The 18,645-nt window shown below is 51.7% G+C and carries 15 protein-coding genes; 11 read left to right on the top strand and 4 right to left on the bottom strand.

Annotation, left to right across the window (positions count from 1 at the left end):
• The first annotated feature begins 48 nt into the window (after positions 1-48).
• Together AC07OI_RS15950 and AC07OI_RS15945 are read left to right on the top strand one after the other, a co-directional pair.
• Positions 49-705 carry a glutathione S-transferase family protein gene (locus tag AC07OI_RS15950; protein ID WP_492704647.1) on the top strand — a complete coding sequence of 219 codons (657 nt, stop codon included), beginning with the start codon at positions 49-51 and terminating at the stop codon, positions 703-705.
• 244 nt (positions 706-949) lie between these two features.
• Positions 950-2,359 carry a reverse transcriptase family protein gene (locus AC07OI_RS15945; protein WP_495257888.1) on the top strand — a complete coding sequence of 470 codons (1,410 nt, stop codon included), beginning with the start codon at positions 950-952 and terminating at the stop codon, positions 2,357-2,359.
• On the opposite strand, the gene AC07OI_RS15940 is transcribed toward AC07OI_RS15945, so the two are convergent.
• Positions 2,289-2,660, bottom strand: a complete 372-nt coding sequence (locus AC07OI_RS15940) for a DUF423 domain-containing protein (RefSeq protein ID WP_492704645.1) — start codon at positions 2,658-2,660, stop codon at positions 2,289-2,291. The two genes, AC07OI_RS15945 and AC07OI_RS15940, sit on opposite strands and share 71 nt — an antisense overlap.
• 136 nt (positions 2,661-2,796) lie before the next feature.
• Between AC07OI_RS15940 and AC07OI_RS15935 the strand changes: the two genes are divergently transcribed.
• Together AC07OI_RS15935 and AC07OI_RS15930 are read left to right on the top strand one after the other, a co-directional pair.
• Positions 2,797-3,255, top strand: coding sequence for a MarR family winged helix-turn-helix transcriptional regulator (locus AC07OI_RS15935; protein ID WP_495257887.1), 459 nt, complete (start codon positions 2,797-2,799; stop codon positions 3,253-3,255).
• Positions 3,252-3,746: a hypothetical protein gene (locus tag AC07OI_RS15930; RefSeq protein ID WP_492704643.1), complete on the top strand. Its 495-nt coding sequence runs from the start codon at positions 3,252-3,254 to the stop codon at positions 3,744-3,746. The genes AC07OI_RS15935 and AC07OI_RS15930 overlap by 4 nt, the downstream gene beginning before the upstream one ends.
• A 74-nt stretch (positions 3,747-3,820) precedes the next feature.
• Here AC07OI_RS15930 and AC07OI_RS15925 read toward each other — a convergent pair whose 3' ends face one another.
• Positions 3,821-7,405 carry an indolepyruvate ferredoxin oxidoreductase family protein gene (locus AC07OI_RS15925; protein ID WP_495257886.1) on the bottom strand — a complete coding sequence of 1,195 codons (3,585 nt, stop codon included), beginning with the start codon at positions 7,403-7,405 and terminating at the stop codon, positions 3,821-3,823.
• 480 nt (positions 7,406-7,885) lie between these two features.
• On the opposite strand from AC07OI_RS15925, the gene AC07OI_RS15920 reads away from it, so the two are divergent.
• From AC07OI_RS15920 to xerC, 4 genes are read left to right on the top strand one after another with little or no spacing between them, the layout of a single operon-like run.
• Entirely contained in the window at positions 7,886-10,216 is a 2,331-nt protein-coding gene (locus tag AC07OI_RS15920; protein WP_495257885.1) for a methyl-accepting chemotaxis protein, read from the top strand.
• A gap of 46 nt (positions 10,217-10,262) precedes the next feature.
• Complete coding sequence (gene dapF, locus AC07OI_RS15915) at positions 10,263-11,123, top strand: diaminopimelate epimerase (protein ID WP_495257884.1); 861 nt, start codon at positions 10,263-10,265, stop codon at positions 11,121-11,123.
• On the top strand, positions 11,123-11,782 hold the full coding sequence (locus AC07OI_RS15910; protein ID WP_492704639.1) for a DUF484 family protein: 660 nt from the start codon (positions 11,123-11,125) through the stop codon (positions 11,780-11,782). Before dapF ends, AC07OI_RS15910 begins: the two co-directional genes overlap by 1 nt.
• A gap of 25 nt (positions 11,783-11,807) precedes the next feature.
• On the top strand, positions 11,808-12,737 hold the full coding sequence (gene xerC, locus AC07OI_RS15905) for a tyrosine recombinase XerC (protein ID WP_495257883.1): 930 nt from the start codon (positions 11,808-11,810) through the stop codon (positions 12,735-12,737).
• 12 nt (positions 12,738-12,749) lie between these two features.
• On the opposite strand, the gene AC07OI_RS15900 is transcribed toward xerC, so the two are convergent.
• Entirely contained in the window at positions 12,750-13,811 is a 1,062-nt protein-coding gene (locus AC07OI_RS15900; RefSeq protein WP_495257882.1) for an OmpA family protein, read from the bottom strand.
• 181 nt (positions 13,812-13,992) lie between these two features.
• Positions 13,993-15,966, bottom strand: coding sequence for a PhoX family protein (locus tag AC07OI_RS15895; protein WP_495257881.1), 1,974 nt, complete (start codon positions 15,964-15,966; stop codon positions 13,993-13,995).
• A gap of 292 nt (positions 15,967-16,258) precedes the next feature.
• Here AC07OI_RS15895 and AC07OI_RS15890 point away from each other — a divergent pair, with 292 nt between their 5' ends.
• The 3 genes from AC07OI_RS15890 to dksA all read left to right on the top strand — a co-directional run bounded on the left by AC07OI_RS15890 (position 16,259) and on the right by dksA (position 18,510).
• Entirely contained in the window at positions 16,259-16,759 is a 501-nt protein-coding gene (locus AC07OI_RS15890; RefSeq protein WP_495257880.1) for a Fur family transcriptional regulator, read from the top strand.
• A 45-nt stretch (positions 16,760-16,804) separates the two neighbouring features.
• Positions 16,805-17,899: a CobW family GTP-binding protein gene (locus tag AC07OI_RS15885; RefSeq protein WP_495257879.1), complete on the top strand. Its 1,095-nt coding sequence runs from the start codon at positions 16,805-16,807 to the stop codon at positions 17,897-17,899.
• A gap of 206 nt (positions 17,900-18,105) precedes the next feature.
• Positions 18,106-18,510, top strand: a complete 405-nt coding sequence (gene dksA, locus AC07OI_RS15880; protein ID WP_110256573.1) for an RNA polymerase-binding protein DksA — start codon at positions 18,106-18,108, stop codon at positions 18,508-18,510.
• Positions 18,511-18,645: the final 135 nt, after the last annotated feature.

Here is an 18,645-nt window from a genome sequence, read left to right as displayed (position 1 = left end):
CTAGCTCATCAATAAGTCTCATCACACACTTGCGGAAAACTGGGCATAATGAGTTTTTCCAATTTTCCCGATATCCCACACTGCGAGGCTCCCATGATAGAAGTTCACCATTTAAAAGAATCACGCTCACGCCGTATCACCTGGTTGCTCGAAGAGCTGGGGCTGGATTACACCGTCATTTCGTATGACCGCGACCCCAAGACCCGCCTGGCACCGCCAGAACTGCAAAAAATCCATCCACTGGGCAAAGCCCCTGTTGTGCGTGATAAAGACCAGACCCTGATAGAATCCGGCGCCATCATCGATTACCTGATACGTACCTATGGTAATGGCCGTCTTGCCCCTGCAGTGGACACGACTGACTACAACCGCTATGTGCAGTTCCTGCACTATGCCGAGGGTTCAGCCATGTTGCCGCTGCTGTTGAAACTGTATGTAAGCCGCCTGGGTGAAGCCGGTGCCCCCTTACACCCACGTATCAATGGCGAGGTGGCAAACCACTTCAGTTATCTGAATGGCGAACTGCAAGGCCGTGATTATTTTGTTGGCGACAGTCTGACAGGCGCGGACATACAATTGTCTTTCGCAGTACAATCAGCCGTGCGCGGTGCGGGCCGTGAAGCCTTTCCTAACCTGACACGCTTTGTTGATATGGTTGCGGCGCGTCCTGCCTATCAAAAAGCAGTAGAGAAATATAGTGAGTAATATTTGCAACCTGCAATTCGAGGATTAGAATTGACAGGCTAGCTTGCTTACTCTATCTTCGCACTGCGGCGTATCCTGCAAGCTGGCGCTCAAACGCAAGTCCATAGCGTCTCTGCGGGGTTACCCCGCGGGATAAAATTACCTGGTATTTCATCGCGTGAGCCTGCCTGCACTTCATGCAGGACAGCTCACACTATACGAGACTGGTTGCAGGCTCTGCGCCGCCCCCCCCTAAATTACATTCATGGACACACCCAAGCAGGTCGCCTTAGCTATCGCCGATGCCTTACTGGCAGGCGAAGTCAGCCATATCGCCCTGATAAAAAACATGAGCTGGGTGTTGGGTAAAAAATGGCCTTGGATACCGTCACTGTGCCGAAAAATTGAACTGCATGCTGGCCCGCACTTTTATCATTACAGCCGCCATGAAATGGCTACATTGATACTGGATGACCATGGTTTCAACGACGCCTGGCGAAGTAAAGACAAACCTCAAGTCAAACAATATTGCCTGCAGCCAGCCATCGCACCAGAAAAACCGGCATGGTTGCAAGCCCTTGCCTTGCCTGAATTCAGCAATGCGGCTGATTTAGCCAGACACCTGAATCTGACAGTCAGTGAACTGGCCTGGTTTGCCGACCAATGGCGGCAGGATGCGCAAGCCTCACCACAACTCGGACACTACCATTACCGCTGGCTGGAAAAAGCAACTGGCGGCTGGCGTTTACTGGAAATACCCATGTCACGCCTGCGCAATATACAAAGAAAAATCCTGCAACAGCTACTGAACCGGGTACCACCGCATGCAGCAGCGCAAGCATTCCAACTGAGCCGCTCCAGCCTCAGCCATGCAGCACAACACACGGGAAAGCGTGTCGTCGTGAGACTGGACTTGAAAGATTTTTTTACGAGTATTGCGGGTTCACGCCTGCATGCACTGTTTGCCAAACTGGGCTATCCGGAAAAAGTTGCGGGTACGCTGGCACGACTATGCAGCAACCGCACACCTACCGGTGTCGTCAAGGAAAAAACCGACGGCCCACTTGCCTCAGTCAGTTCTTCGCATCTCTTACGCAGCCTGCATCTACCGCAAGGTGCACCGACCTCGCCTGCCCTCGCCAATCTTTGTGCTTATCGTCTCGATATGCGCCTGCAAGCTTTGGCGGGCAGTATGCAGGCCAGCTATAGTCGTTATGCGGATGACTTGACATTTTCTGGCGATAAAAAATTTGAACAAAGTCTGGCACGCTTCATCCCGCAAGTGGCGGCCATTGCTGTAGAAGAAGGTTTTGTTTTGAACTACAAAAAGACCCGCATCATGCGAGCCGCGACGAGGCAGCAAGTTACGGGCATCGTCGTCAACAGCCATTGCAATATCAAGCGCACAGATTACGATGTCCTGAAAGCGATTCTGACTAACTGCCTGCGCAGTAACCCAGCTTCACAAAATCGCGAAGGACATATCGATTTTCGCGCTCATCTGGCAGGCAAGCTGGCCTATATGCACATGATCAATCCGGCACGCACGGCAAAACTGCAAACCCTCTTTGAGCAAATTAACTGGCCAGACGCACCGTTAAGAATTAACGACGGATTGCTGCCCATGCCAGCATCGCCCATCCAGCCAGAAATGCCACCCCACCTATCGGTGTAATCGCACCCAGTATGCGCACGCCAGTCAACGCCAGTGCATACAGACTACCGCTGAAAATAATGACCCCTGCCAACATGGCCCAGGCCGCCTTGCGCAACAAGGCATTATCCTGTTGCTGCAACATGATGCCCAGCACCAGCATGCCCAGACCATGCACCATCTGGTAAGTCACTGCCGTTTGCCATACCGCCAGCATGTCGGCACTCAACATCTGTTTCAAACCATGCGCACCAAAGGCACCGGCAGTGACACCTATGAACATGAGGATAGCGGCGATAGCAATGAAAGAACGTGCTTGCATGATGTGTCCAGAGATTTCAGTAAGACGCAATTGTAAGGCAAGATGAAATATGCTGATGTCAGCGCACTCATATACTCTTGAAATGGTTCGTTTTGACGAACCTGTATGTTGTTAACTAGACTGGAACTTGTTGACCATGGACAAAACCGAATTCATCTACCGCGTACAGTCAGCGTATCCGCGCATCTATCATGCCTGTCATGCGGATCACCAGCCAACGCCGGCAAGCGGAGTGGCTATATCACAACGTGATGCAACGATACTGGCGCATTTGAGTTCGATTGATGCCATGACCCAGGCGCAACTGGCCAGGCACCTGGGTATCACCAAGTCAACCATGTCGGAAGCGGTTAAATATCTGATGGCTCAGGGCTTGCTGGAAATGGAGATAGCAACAGACAGACGAGCCCATCTGTTACGGCTGACAGAAAAAGGCAGGGATGTGATGAGTAGAAGTTCAGTGCTGGAAGCAGACAAGCTGGCAGCCGTATTGGCTGAAATGACGGCAACAGAAATGGAACAGGCCATTGCCGGACTGGAATTGCTGGCGCAAGCCTGTTTCAGATTAACGATAAAAAGAGAGGATACCGAATGAAGTTTGCAATGATTGCTGTCAGCGTCATAATCGTGATCGCACTGATCGTTTTCACCCTGGGCATGCTGGCCCCCAGAGACCACAAGCTGAGCCTGACTCAGGATTACCCTGTTCCTGTCACCAGCCTGTATCAACTGGTACGCGATTATGAAGCATACCCAGGCTGGCGCACGGGTATCAAATCCATGCAAAAAGATGGGGAGCTGCGCTATATAGAAGAATCAGGTCACGGCAAAATCCCTTACCGGATTATTGAAGACAAAACCAATCTGTTGATCGTCTCGAAAATCGATGACCCCGCCTTGCCGTTTTCCGGCACCTGGACATTTGAGTTCAGTGATAAGAATGGCCATAGCCAATTGCGTATCACGGAAGCTGGCAGTGTGCCCAATCCCTTGATGCGCTTCTTTGCCACCTATGTGTTTTCGCATGAGAAAACCATGCGGACTTATCTGGACGATGTAGAAAGAAAGTTCAAACAGATAACCTGATCATTGCACCAAATAAAACAGGTCACCCATGGGCGACCTGTTTTGCCTTCTTACTACAATTCGATTAGTCCACTTTAAGCAGCTTTTTGCGCAGACTGTGCCGTATTGAATTCAGCAATCAGCGTTGCTTCCTTGGCTTTGGCTGCCTTGAAATGCCTTTCCTTGACATGACCATAACCGCGTATGTCTTCAGGGATGCTGGCGATCGCCACTGCCTTGGACAGATTGTCAGCATTCAGTAAAGGCAACAGCTTGTTCAAGGTTTGCTTGTACTCAACTGGCAAGGCACGTTCCATCTTGCGTTCTTCGGTGTAACCAAAGATATCAAATGTGCCGCCGCGCAGGGACTTGAACTTGGCCAGTATGCCAAAAGCTTTCATCATCCATGGACCAAACTGTTGCTTGATCAAATGGCCCTTGTCATCACGCTTGGCCAGCAATGGCGGTGCGAGGTGGAAGTTGATGGCATAGTCACCTTCAAACATGTCGGCAATTTTCTTTTGAAACTTGCCGTCGGTGTACAGACGTGCGACTTCATATTCGTCTTTGTACGCCATGAGTTTGAACAGGTATTTCGCTACTGCTTCTGTCAGGCGCAAAGGCTTGTTACCATCGACAAGCTTGCTTTCTGCCGCTTTGACTTGTGCAACAAACTCACTGTACTGGCTGGCGTAAGCGGCATCCTGGTAATCGGTCAGGAAAGCCACGCGCTTGTTGATGGTGTCATCCAATGTAGGTGCGCGCTTCAGTTCTATGACTTGAGCCGGAGTCACCAGTCGCTGCACCGCTGCCAGATCATGCGCAGCCAGACGGCCCCAGTTGAATGCCTGCTTGTTGAAGTCTATCGATACGCCATTGAGTTCAATCGCGCGCATCAGGGCGACTTCTTCCAGCGGCACCCAGCCTTTTTGCCAGGAATAACCAAGGATGAACATATTGGTGGCGATATTGTCACCCATCAAGGCAGTGGCTATCGAGGCTGCGTCGATCAGATCGACACGGTCAGCGCCACAGGCTTTACGGATATCACTCTCTGCCGATTCAGCCGGGAATTGCCAGTTCGGGTTCTTGATGAAAGTGGATGTAGGCGAACCATTCGCATTGATGGCGGCGTGGGTACGGCCTTCACCCATTCGTGACAGTGCATCCTTGCCTGCCGTCACGATCAGATCACAGCCTATGACCAGATCAGCCATACCTGTACCTACGCGTGTCGATTGTATGTCATCAGCATGGTCAGCCAGACGTACATGCGACATCACTGCACCGCCCTTTTGCGCCAAGCCTGTCATGTCCAGCACGGAACAGGCTTTGCCTTGCAAATGCGCAGCCATGGCCATGATCTGGCCGATGGTGATAACGCCAGTACCACCGACACCGGTAACCAGTACACCGAAAGGTGTCTTGGTATCAGGCAAGGCTGGATAAGGCAGTGTATTCACGTCGAGTGCATTGCCTGGTTCTATCTTGGTTTTTGCCGGTTTTTTGAGTTTGCCACCTTCAACGGTGACAAAGCTCGGGCAGAAACCGGTGACGCAGGAAAAATCCTTGTTGCAGGAAGACTGGTTGATCTGGCGCTTGCGACCGAATTCTGTTTCCAGCGGCTCGACTGACAGACAGTTGGATTGCACCGAGCAATCGCCACAACCTTCACACACAGCTTCATTGATGACTGCACGTTTGGCAGGGTCAGGGAAGCCAGGTTTGCCATCCTTGTCGATTTTTTTCCTGCGGCGGCGTTTTTCAGAAGCGCAGGTCTGGTCATAAATCATCGCAGAGACACCCTTGGCGACGCGCAGTTCGCGTTGCACTGCATCGAGTTCACTACGGTGACGCACCGTCACACCAGCCGCCCACGGATAATTCGCGCCATATTTTTCTGGCTCGTCAGTGACGACGATGATAGGGCCCACGCCTTCAGCAGCGATCTGGCGCGAGATCATGCCTGGGTCCAGCGGGCCATCAAACTCCTGTCCACCCGTCATGGCAACGGCATCATTGAACAGGATTTTGTAAGTGATATTAACTTCACCGGATACCGCAGCGCGTATCGCCAGCAAACCAGAGTGATAGTAAGTACCATCACCGAGATTACAGAACACATGGTTCTCGGTCGTGAATGGTGCCTGGCCTACCCAGGTCACGCCTTCTGCACCCATGTGGGTGAAGGTAGAAGTTTCTCGGTCCATCCATGTGACCATGTAATGGCAACCAATACCGGCCAGGGCACGGCTGCCTTCCGGCACTTTGGTGGAAGTATTGTGAGGGCAGCCGGAACAGAAATGCGGCACGCGGTCTTTATTAGGGTCAGGCTTGGAAACGGTATTGAGCATCGCCTCTTTGGCTTCCAGATAGGCTACGCGCTCTTTCACGCGTTGCTCTACCGGGTGACCAGCGAAGTAGCGGCTGATGCGCGAAGCAATCGCGCGGGCAATTTGCGCCGGGCTCAGTTCATAGGTCGCTGGCAGCAACCACTCACCATGGCCGGAACCATGCAGATTACTCCATTCGCCGCTGTCATCGAACTTGCCAACCACGCGTGGGCGAACTTTGTCTTCCCAGTTATACAACTCTTCTTTTAAAGCGTATTCAAGGATCTGGCGTTTTTCTTCAACCACCAGGATTTCTTCCAGGCCGGTGGCGAATTCACGCACACCTTCAGATTCCAGCGGCCAGGTCAGGCCTATCTTGTACAGGCGTATGCCTATGTCCTTGGCGACTTGCTCGTCGATACCGAGGTCGGCCAGTGCCTGACGGGTATCGAGATAGGATTTACCGGCAGTGATGATGCCTATCTTGGCAACCGGGCTATCCCAGATGATTTTATTGAGCTTGTTGGCACGCGCATAGGCCAGCGCCGCATACCATTTGTAGTTATTCATGCGGATTTCTTGCGCCAGCACCGGGTCTGGTGTGCGGATGTTCACGCCATCAGCGGGCAAGACAAAGTCGTCAGGAATAATCGGTTTTACGCGGTCCGGGTCGATATCGACCACGGCACCGGATTCCACGATATCTGTCACGCATTTCATCGACACCCACAGGCCGGTATAGCGCGACATGGCGATGCCATGCAGACCATAGTCCAGATACTCTTGCACGGTAGATGGATACAAGACCGGGATACCGCAGGCTTTGAGGATATGTTCACTCTGATGTGCAGCCGTAGACGATTTGGCGGCATGATCATCACCGGCCACGACCAGTACACCACCATGTTTTGAGGTACCCGCCAGATTCGCATGCTTGAACACGTCGCCACAACGATCGACACCCGGGCCTTTGCCGTACCACATGGCAAACACACCATCATATTTGGCACCAGGGAACATATTCACCTGTTGCGTACCCCATACAGACGTGGCCGCCAGGTCTTCATTCACGCCAGGGTGAAATTTCACATGGTGTTTGGCCAGATGTTTTTTCGCCTTGGCAGCAGTCAGATCGACATTGCCCAGAGGTGAGCCACGATAGCCACTGATATAGCCGCCGGTATTGAGGCCTGCTTTTTCATCAGCCTGACGCTGTAACATCATCAGACGTATCAGTGCCTGGGTGCCGGTCATGAAAGCGCGGCCGCGCTCCAGCGTGAATTTATCGTCCAGGGAAATATTGTTGTCGATCAGCGCCTGCTGCTCGGCTTTGAGGGGTGCGTTCATGGGGTCTCCGTGCTTTTTATCGTATGGCAATGGTGTGCGCAACAAAACAGAATCACCTTGTGAGTGAATCATATACTTATTAGAACTCATTTCACAAATAGGAGCGAAATGCTTCTATTTGTGAAATGAGTTCTTGGTAGCGTGATTTTGTAAGGGATAAGCAAGTTCAAGCTACCATGATATGGATCGCACATTAACACGCTGTACTGCCCGTCCCAATGGACAGTGGCACACAAAAAGACCAGTACAGTATGACTGACACTTTCGAAAAGTGTACTGGTCAATCTCCATTCAATCATGAATTTGCTTTTTTTGCATTTAATTTCTATCGTATCAATGACAGTAATCTGGGAGAATAGATTTAAGCAGTAACATATAAGTAGACTCACAGAAGCAGGCTCAAATAAGCAGACTCAAATAATAAACAGGACTACGTCATTGGGGTGGTTTGCGTCAGTCCGCATAGAGGCAAGGAAAATCATGTCCGGGAACAAAGCAACGCTGGTCGATAAAATCATGTATCCCTGTACAGTTTTGATGAGCAAACTCAGTTTGCGCACCAAACTGCTAGGCATATTTATTATTTTACTACTACCTTTGTTGTTTTTTGCCAGCCTTACCCTGAACCAGATACGAACAGATGCCATCAATGCCCATGCCGGTCTGACAGGCGTGGAAGCGAATGGCCTGATCATGAAAGTGATCATCCAGACACAAAAACACCGTGGCCAGGTCAACCTGAAGCTCGCCGGTGAGAAACTGGATGAAGATTTGGCAAAAACCCGGAGCGAGTTAAAAAACAGCCTGGGCCAGCTAGACCAGTTCTTGCTCAATAATCCGGACCTGGCCTTGCAGGGCTCATGGAAGGCCAGTGCTGATGAATTGCAACAACTGGTGGCTGGCCAGGTTGCTGCCAATGTTAAAGACAATGTTGCCCAGCATAGCCGCCTGATCAGGCAAAGCCTGCAATTTTCTGCCCTGCTCAGTGAAAAAACCGGCTTGCTGACAGATACGCAAAGCGCCAATTTTCTTTTGCTGGATATCTCCATACGTAAAATGCCAGTCTGGATAGAGCATCTGGCGCTGTTACGCGGGCTGGGTGCCAGCTATATAAAAACCGGGGCTATGGAATTCCCTGAAAAAGCAGGCATAGTCTCCCGGCTGGATGCCTTGCAGGCTGCCATGAACGGTGTTGCCGATCTGGATGAAGCGATGAAGCGTGCTGGTGTGAACGTGAACACGGCAGAGCAGGCGGCCTTCGAGGCATCACAGGCTTTTGCCGCGCTGGCCAGAAAAAACCTGCTGGCAGAAAGTATCAGCGGCGATGCCAATGCCTACTTTGCGCAAGGTACGCAAGCCATAGAAAAGACCCTGGCCCTGCAAACCCAGATGCAAGGCAAGCTGGCTGAGGTATTAAAAGACAGAAGCAGCCAAATGGACTTTTACCAAAGCCTGCTGAGCCTGGGCATAGGCCTTATCGTCGTCCTCAGTTGCTATCTGGCACTGGGATTTTATCGTGGCTTCATGTCCGCCCTGAACCAGGTCGGGCGCTCGGCCCATGCCGTTGCTGCAGGTGACCTGACTAACCATATACGTATTACCGGTAAGGATGAGCTGGCAAAAACCGGTAATTTGCTGGAAGCCATGAATGGCAATTTATCCAAACTGGTGGCGAATGTACGCAGCAATGCCAGCATGGTGGCGCAGTTGGGCGAGGGCCTGGCCACCAATATCAGTGATCTGACCATCAGGACCGAGCAACAGGCATCCAGCCTGGAAGAGACATCTGCCAGTGTGGATGATCTTGCAGATACCGTGAAAAAGAATGCCGACAGTGCCAGGGCAGTCGATAATCTGGCAGCAAATTTGCGCCTGATTACAGAGTCAACTGGCGATGACATGCGCGCCGCTGTTGACTCCATGAATGGCATACACCAGAGCGCCCGCAAGGTACAGGAAATTGTCAGCCTCATCGATGGCATTTCTTTCCAGACCGATATCCTGGCCCTGAATGCAGCGGTAGAAGCTTCTCGTGCCGGTGAACATGGCCGCGGTTTTGCCGTTGTCGCCAGCGAAGTGCGCAGCCTGGCACAACGCAGCGCAGATTCAGCGCGTCAGATCCGGCGTTTGATTGATGATTCTGTACACAGGGTGGATCAGGGCGTCCACCAGATCAGCAATGTCAACCAGACCCTGACAGAAATTGTAAGTGGCATCCGTGACCTGGCAAATAACATCAATGCTATTTCTGTCGCCTCCAGTGAACAAAGCAATGGTTTGTCGCAAATTTCAGAAGCCTTGCGCCATCTGGATGGCATCACGCAAAGCAATGCACAGATGGCAGAACAGGCAAAACATGCCTCTATCAGCCTGGAAGACAAGGCTCATGCCCTGACCAGAGCCGCATCAGCCTTCAAATTATTGCAGGGTACGGCAGATGAAGCTTATGCGCTGGTCAAGAAAGCCGTGGCTGTTTATCACTCCAGGGGCAGGCCAGCCCTGCAAATCATCACGGCCAATGCCGATAAACTGTATGCCGACCGTGACATGTATGTATTTGCCTTTGACCGCAATGGTCAATACCTGGCTTTTGCCGGCAATGCAGCCAAACTCAAGGTCAACCTGTTTCATGTCGATGGCCTGGATGGCCGCAAGCTGGTACGTGATGCGTTTGCCTTGCCGGAATCTGGCGGCTGGGTCAATTACACTATCGTCAACCCGGTCTCGAAAAAGACTGAGGCCAAAACCTCTTATATAGAAGCAGTGGAAGACAATCTGGTGCTGGGTTGTGGTGTCTATCAAGTGGAGTGAAGCTTCAGGTGCCATGGTATGTCACGACTGAGGATATAATCACAGCATGAAACTCAAATTCACCAAAATGCATGGTGCGGGTAATGATTTTGTCGTTATCGATGCGATTAACCAGCACATCAATTTCACCCCTGCGCAGTGGCGGCTGATTGCTGACCGCCGTTTTGGCATAGGCGCAGACCAGATCCTGGTGGTAGAACGCCCTGAAAGCCAGGATGTAGACTTCCGCTACCGCATCTATAACGCTGATGGTGGCGAAGTCGAACAATGTGGCAATGGCTCACGCGCCTTTGTCCAGTTCGTCATAGAAAAAGGCCTGACCAGCAAATCGACCATACGGGTACAGACCATGTCCGGCATCATAGAGCCGCGCATGGGGGAAGATGGCAAAATCACGGTCAATATGGGTGCGCCAATACTGGATGCAGCCCAGGTGCCATTCAATACCGAAGGTCTGGAATCCAGACCTGAAGGGAATGACAGCTTGTGGCCACTGGACATCAATGGCAGGCAGGTATGGATTTCTGCCGTTTCCATGGGTAATCCGCATGCGGTGCAGGTGGTTGCCTCGGTAGATGACTTCCCGGTCGCTGTTGATGGCCCCTTGATAGAACATCATGCGCGCTTTCCACGCAGGGTAAACGCTGGCTTCATGGAAGTGGTGAACCGCCAGCATGTGCGCCTGCGCGTGTTTGAACGTGGCGCAGGAGAAACCCTGGCCTGTGGCACCGGTGCCTGTGCTGCCGCTGTGGCGGGCCTGCGCCGTGGCTTGCTTGAAAGCCCGGTACGTGTCAGCATGCGCGGTGGTGAACTCTCCATCGCCTGGGATGGCGAAGGCCAGCCAGTATTTCTCAGCGGTCCGGCAGTGACCGTCTTTGAAGGCGAAATTAATATAACAGAAACATAATGAATTCAACTGATATCGCCACCTACCTGATACAGCATCCGCATTTTTTTGAAGAACATGCAGAATTGCTGGGCTCGATCAAACTGACCAGTCCTGTCATGGGACGTGCCATTTCCTTGCAGGAAAGGCAGATGGAAGTCGTCCGCGAAAAATATCGCGGCCTGGAATTGCGCATGGCAGACTTGCTGCGCATCGCAGAAGAAAACCATGACATCAGCCAAAAGTTCCAGACCTGGACGCGCGCCCTGCTACTGGCCCGCAATGATGTCGACCTGCCCCATGTGCTGACCCAGGGTTTGCAGGATATCTTCAATTTGCCTCACGCTACCCTGCGCTTGTGGGATGTGGCAGAAGATTATGCCCACACCTGGTTTGCCAGCACCACCAGCGATGATGCACAGTTGTTTGCCAAGGGCCTGACCACGCCTTATTGCGGCAAGAACCATGATTTTGAAGCCGCAGGATGGATAGAAACTGATCAGCCGGTCGAATCACTGGCCATGCTGCCTTTGCGTTTATCTGGCACTGGCCCGACTTTTGGCTTGCTGGTACTGGGCTCGCCCGATCCCAATCGCTACACCAAGGACATGGCAACTGATTTCCTCAGCAAGATTGCGGACACCAGCAGCGCCGCTTTAAGTTGCCTGGTGGATATCTAAGGCCGTTCAGCCGCAAGAGGTCTACATGAATGCGCAAGATGAGTACCTGAGCCTGTATCTGGAAGTCTTGCGCAGTCAAAGGCAATTGTCACAGCACACGCTGGACAGTTACCTGCTGGATTTGCGCGAGCTCATCAAACTCGCTGACCAGTCCGGGAAAACCGATCTGGCCAGCCTGACTACCCATCACATACGCCGCTTCGCTGCCCAAATGCATGCAGGTGGACAAAACGCCCGCAGCATTGCCCGCAAACTGTCGAGCTGGCGTGGCTTTTACCGCTGGCTGACAGAAGAACGTGATCTGGCCGCCAACCCGGTTGAAGGTGTGCGTTCCCCCAAGAAAAGCAAACCCTTGCCCAAAGCTCTGGGGGCAGATGATGCGGTGCGCCTGGTGGCGCATAAAGGTGGTGATCAGCCAACCGCCCGCGCCAACCGGGCCATGTTTGAACTCTTGTATTCCAGCGGCTTGCGGGTGTCTGAACTGGCCAGCCTGGATGTGGCAGCGGTCACAGAGCCTGGTTATAGCTCGGCTGGCTGGGTCGATATGCAAGAAGCCGAAGTCCGCGTCACTGGTAAAGGCGGCAAGCAACGCATAGTTCCGGTGGGCAAACCCGCGCTGGATGCATTGCATGACTGGCTGGCGATAAGGGCGACATTGGTCAAGGCTGACCCGCACCCGCTGTTTTTAACAGAACGCGGCACCCGCATTTCCGTTCGCCTGATACAACTGCGCCTGAAGACGCATGCACAAAGCCTGGATATACCGGCCAATGTGCATCCACACATGTTGCGGCACTCATTTGCCTCACATGTCTTGCAATCTTCTGGCGACTTGCGTGCCGTTCAGGAAATGCTGGGTCACAGCTCTATTGCGGCAACCCAGGTTTACACTTCTCTGGATTTCCAGCATCTGGCCAAGGTCTATGACCAGACGCATCCCCGCGCCAAGAAATAAGCTGTAATTAGCTTAGCGTAATACCATTTCTACACGTCTGTTTTTGGCGCGGCCAGCATCTGCTGCATTGGAAGCACGCGGTGCGAGTGGGCCGACTCCTTTGGCGATCAGACGGGCATCGGCAATGCCATAGCCTTTGAGAGCATCGACCACTGCCTGGGCACGCTTGCCTGACAGTGTCATATTGTAGTCAAGCACGCCCTGGGTGTCGGTATGGCCGACGATATAGACAGCGGCGGTATTGGCTTTCAGGTATTTCACCATTTCATCTAGCTGGGGTTTGGATTCTGGCTTGATGACGGCTTTGTCTGTATCAAAATACAGGCCGTAAAAACTGACTGCACCATTGGCTGCCAGTTCCTTGCTGATGGCATCGGCATCGACAGTGATGATCTTTTGCTCCATGGCTTTTGGTTCCAGCACTTCCACCAGCACGGATACGCGGTCGCTCAGGCTGTCGGTGATATCGCCCATGCTGCCGCCAGAATTCAATGCGGCATACACGCCCACATAGGTAGTGGCAGCACCCGCCCCTTTTTGCAACAGGGCATAACGGATATCCTTGGCACCATCAAACACTGCCTGAACAAAACGGTTGCGGTCATTATCGTAACCCTCACCCTGCACCTGGGTGCGCTTGTCATTCCAGTGATATTTCAAGACCTTGAAGGAGGGACCGCAGCTATCGTTATCACACTGGAATACCGGCTTAAAACCCTTGCTGGCGAGGTTGTCAGTGAAATTGCGGAACACTTCCAGCGATGAGCGCCCTTTGGGTGCCAGATACACAGTACGCGTCAATGCCCCTTCTGCTTTTTGTATTTTGGAAAATTTCTTGTTGCTGCTGTAGTCAGGCTCAGTCGCCGCACCAGCCGGGAAGGAAATCTCGTCAAATGCTTTTTGTGTCTGCAGCAAGATGCTGGAGCCCTGGTAACGCCCGGTCAGGGGATGGTCCTTGGCATTTGGTGCGTCTGTCTTGAATATTTTTTCGTAAGCGGGATCCGCCGCAGCAAGGACCAATGAACTAATCAACAGGGACAGGATGAGCAGAGATGATTTCAGCGCATTGTGCATGATGTGCCAGGCTCCTGGAAAATGTGGTTTTCAACAATAGCTTGTTAATGTAGCACAGGATATTTTTGGAAAGTGGGTAGTGATACTTAGAACTCATTTACAAGCTTGTTTACAGCCTGGCTCCTGAAAAGAAAAAAGCAGCGATCCCGCTGCTTTTCTCTTACCTCAACACATTAAACCACTATTTAGCCAGCTTGACACTGCTGACATCAGCAGTCAGGTAACCAACCGCAGACGCGAAACGGTCTTTGTAGTTAGCACGTACCAATGGGTCCAGCGTAGGCTTGACGATGGAGTGGATAGCCAGCCAGTCACCTGCGTGCTGGAAGTTGCTGGTGATATATGTCCAGCCATTCAGATCATCCACTACTGACAAGCCTGTCGCTTCAGCACCGGAAGGCATGGAAGCGATGCGTGACAATTTCTTGGTATCGACGTTATAAGCCCACAGGAAGTTATTCACGTGATAGCCACTGTCTTCACCGATGAACAGGGTGCGCAGTTTTTCTGAGAATTTCAGATTATCAGGTGCGCCGATCTTGTCTGGATTTGCTGTATTGCCGAGTGCATCAGCAGTGATATCTTCACCGATCAGCAGGGTTTTGGTTACTGTAGGTACCCATTCACTATTGATGGCAGCACCGGCAGTATCTTTCTGGCCGCCGGCCAGGGTGTGGGCCAATACTGCACCGGCATTCACGGCTTTTTCCAGCGTCACACCAAAGGCTTCATTCCAGGCTGCATTGCCACGTACCATGGAACTTTGCATGTTTTGCAAAGCCGAGTAAGCGATCTTGTCCTTGGCATTGACTGTCGTACCTTCGAGCTTGGTCAGGGCCATGCTGCCACCCATCAATGCTGCATAACGATGGGTTTCCAGGAAGGCTGCTGCTTTGTCCATACCCGGCTTGATCTTGATCCATTGCACTTTGCCGCTGTAGTAAATCTTGGTGAAGGTCGCATCCTTAGGATCGGCTGTTGCCACTTCCATGATGTCAGCAGGCTTCAGGGTATTTGCCAGGGTTTCGATTTCTGCGCTGGTGGCAGAACCGAGCTTGATCCAGGTCAGTTGCGCACCGGCAGCGGCTGGGTCGATAGAAAAACCAGCACCGATCTTGGCAACATACAGGGAACCGGAAGACAGGTCTTTTTCTTTGTCTGCCACGAAAATGAAGATGGCACCGTTGGTGGCATCATCACCCATCAGTGCAGTACGGTTGTCAGGCATGACTTGTACCAGTTCATGTGACAGACGGCCCATGCAGTAATGTTTTTTGGCTGTACCAGTACCGTCAGGATTGACAGTGATTTCTGGCATGTGGCCGTAGTGGTAAGGATTGGCCTTGTTTTCATCGCCAAACAGGTTTGCACTATAGGCTTTGAACTGGGTATTGGTGGAGATGGTGAACGCATCCGGCTCATATTCTTCACTCGACAAATGGGTGCCCCATGGGGACAAACTCGCACCGCAAGTGATCCACAAGCCATTGACCTTGGACATATCAACATTGTGGTATTTCACCAGAGACAATTTGCCGGTAGCCTGGTCTTGATCCAGCGTCAATACGGCGATAGGGGAGGGTAGTTTGCCGTACATATCGGTCGTACCATCTTGCGCCCAGGTGGTGTATTCAAATTGCACGACAGCGAATACTGCCTTGCCTTTAATTCCTGTGACTGTAGGGTTTGCTACTGCCAGCAAAGATGTACCGTCTGGAGAATCAGAGAAGAACTGGCGTTCTTTGCCAGCCACTGTCTTGTCGATGATAGGCTTGTTATTGATATCGTAGTAGCCGCCCGCCAGAATAGTGCCGCCGCTGCCATTTGGCACCAGGTCACCAGTCAGGAAGAAAGGCTGGTAAGCCAGTTTGAAAGTTTGCGAGCTATTGTCGCTGAAGTTGACACTCAGTGTCGAACCCACGGTCGTAGTCGCCATTGCAGCGGCGTTAGCCAGCGAAGGTGCTGGCATCGCGGTAAATTCGGCACCGATAAAATTCGCAGCGACTGGCGTTACAGTTGCTGGAACTGTTGCACTTGAGCTACCGCCACATGCACTCAGCAATGAGGCCGTGGAAAATGCACCCAGCGGCAGCAAAGGAGCGCCAGCGAGGAATTTAAGTGCCTGACGGCGACCGGCTTGAGGTTGATCTGACATGATTCGAATTCCAAAAGTTGATTGCGACAAAATGAGCCAACCGGAGACTGAAAGGTCGCCAATTGCGCGCCTGAATTTGCGATTAAAACCTTGCTATGAGTATGGGCAAGTTCGGGCAGGAGTATAAGAAGTGAATATGACAGGCAAGTGAAACGCAGGATTTTTTCTGAGCAAACCCAAAAAGTCATGAATCACATACTTTTGCAACTCAATTGCATTTTTGAGGCATAATGAGAACATACAGGCAGTGCACAGCATGATCCTGTGCCTGCCGGCAAACGATGGACTTACTATGAAATCACCCTCTACCAGAGCCAAACCGGCCACAACTGCCCATCATCAGGGAGCAGCCTCAATCCTGCTGTCAGGAGCTGGCGTGCGCGTGACCGAAGCGCGCCTGAATGTCTTGTCTGAACTCTTGTCCAGCCAGCGCGCCTTGTCACATCTGGAAGTACAGGACGCCTTGCCAGAAATGGACAGGGTCACCTTGTACCGCGCACTGGATTGCCTGACCGATGCCGGGCTGGCACATAAAATTTCTGGCGACGACAGGGTGTTTCGTTATAGCACTGGCAGTGAAACTGCAGGCAACAAGAATCATCCGGCACAGCATCAGCACGGACATTTCAAATGCACACGCTGTGCCAGGGTATTTTGCCTTGACGATGCAAAACAACCGGCTGGTTTGCGTGAGCAATTGCAGGCCACCTTGCAGACCACACTGGGACGCGGCTTTCAAAGTCACGACATAGAGCTGACCATCAAGGGCTGGTGCGCCGACTGCGCTAAATAAGCGAGCTTACGCAAATCCGTACATCAAAGTATTAGAGAAAAAATCATGGCATTAATCCCTACCACTATCCTCACCGGCTTTCTTGGTGCAGGTAAAACCACACTGCTAAATCGCATTCTGCAAGAAGATCACGGTCATAAGATTGCTGTCATCGAAAATGAATTTGGCCAGGAAAACATAGACAATGAAATCCTGGTGCAGGACAGCAATGAGCAAATCGTGGAAATGAATAATGGCTGCGTCTGTTGCACGGTACGCGGTGACCTCATCGTTGCGCTGAGCAAGCTGATGCAGCAAAAGAATGAAGGCAAACTGAGTTTTGACCGCGTCATCATAGAAACCACAGGCCTGGCCAACCCTGGCCCGGTAGCGCAGACTTTTTTTGTCGATGAAGAAGTCGGCACTTATTACATGCTAGACGCGGTTGTTACGGTAGTCGATGCCCGCCACGGCATGCAGCAACTGGATGAACATGAAGAAGCCCAGCGCCAGGTTGGCTTTGCCGACAAGATACTATTGTCGAAAACTGATCTGGTCGATGCAGAAGCAGTGAAGACATTGCGTGCCCGCCTGGCGCGCATGAATCCGCGTGCACCGATCACTGCCGTCGATTTTGGCAAGATTGCCATCAGTGAAGTGCTGGACCTGAAAGGCTTCAACCTGAATGCCAAGCTGGATCTCGACCCCGACTTCCTGCGTGCTGAAGAAGCGGAGCATGAACATGATCATGATCATGAGGCTTGCACTGAAGATTGCACCCATGAACACCACCATCACGAAGAGCATGGTGAGCACGGTGACCATGCTCCACACGTACACAATCATCATCACGCCCATCATTCCGACGATATCGCCGCCTTCGTCTTCAAAAGCACGCGCCCCTTCAATACCGGGCAACTTGACGAATTTCTCGGTGGACTGGTGCAAGTCTTTGGGCCACGCATGTTGCGCTATAAAGGCGTATTACTGATGGAAGGAGCAGACCGCAAGGTCATCTTCCAGGGCGTGCATCAAATCATGGGAACTGATATCGGTGCCAAGTGGGGAGAAAATGAGTTGCGCGAAAGCAAGATGGTATTTATTGGCAAAAATCTACCTAAAGACATATTTATTGAAGGTTTGGAGCATTGTTTGGTATAAACTAGCGGGCTATTGAAGTCAGACGTTGTCTGTCGTGCAAGTGGCATTCATGCAAATGTCATTTACTTTATCAATAAGGGGAGGATAATTGTCTGGGGCAAATGTTGTTTCAGATTTGTTCTATGTATTAACCCGTCGTATCGAAAGTTAGCGAAGTGGCAACTAAATCACCTAAATCGACTGCTACAGTCAGCGCACCTGAAGCTCTGCTCACAGAGGAAGAAATCCTCAAGATGGGCGAGAAGGACTATATGAACGCTGCACAACTGGCATTTTTCAAGGCCCGTTTGCAGCAGCTTGAGAAGGATTTATTGAAGAACGCCGACGAAACTACCGAGCATCTTCGTGAAACCGTATTAGTACCAGATCCGGCAGACCGTGCCACGATAGAGGAAGAACATGCGCTGGAATTGCGCACCCGCGATCGTGAACGCAAATTGCTGAAAAAAGTACAGCAATCCATCAATAGTATTGATGAAGGCGATTACGGCTGGTGCGAAGAAACCGGTGAACCAATTGGCGTACCACGCCTGCTGGCGCGTCCGACAGCGACCCTGTCACTGGAAGCACAGCAAAGACGTGAAATGAAGCAAAAGCTGTACGGCGACTGAGTATTAGTCCTTATTAGCTTCTCGTTAGCTAATATTTATAGCGCTTCTGATTTGCAAAAGCGTGCGGTGGCAACTGCGCGCTTTTTTATTTGAATTGAATGCAACCATGTTGCAAGACATTGAACTTTTATTGGA

Source organism: Undibacterium sp. GW821-FHT07F11 (assembly GCF_059418665.1).
Note: the sequence above shows the minus strand (reverse complement) of the source record. Positions and strands in the feature narration are given on the sequence as shown.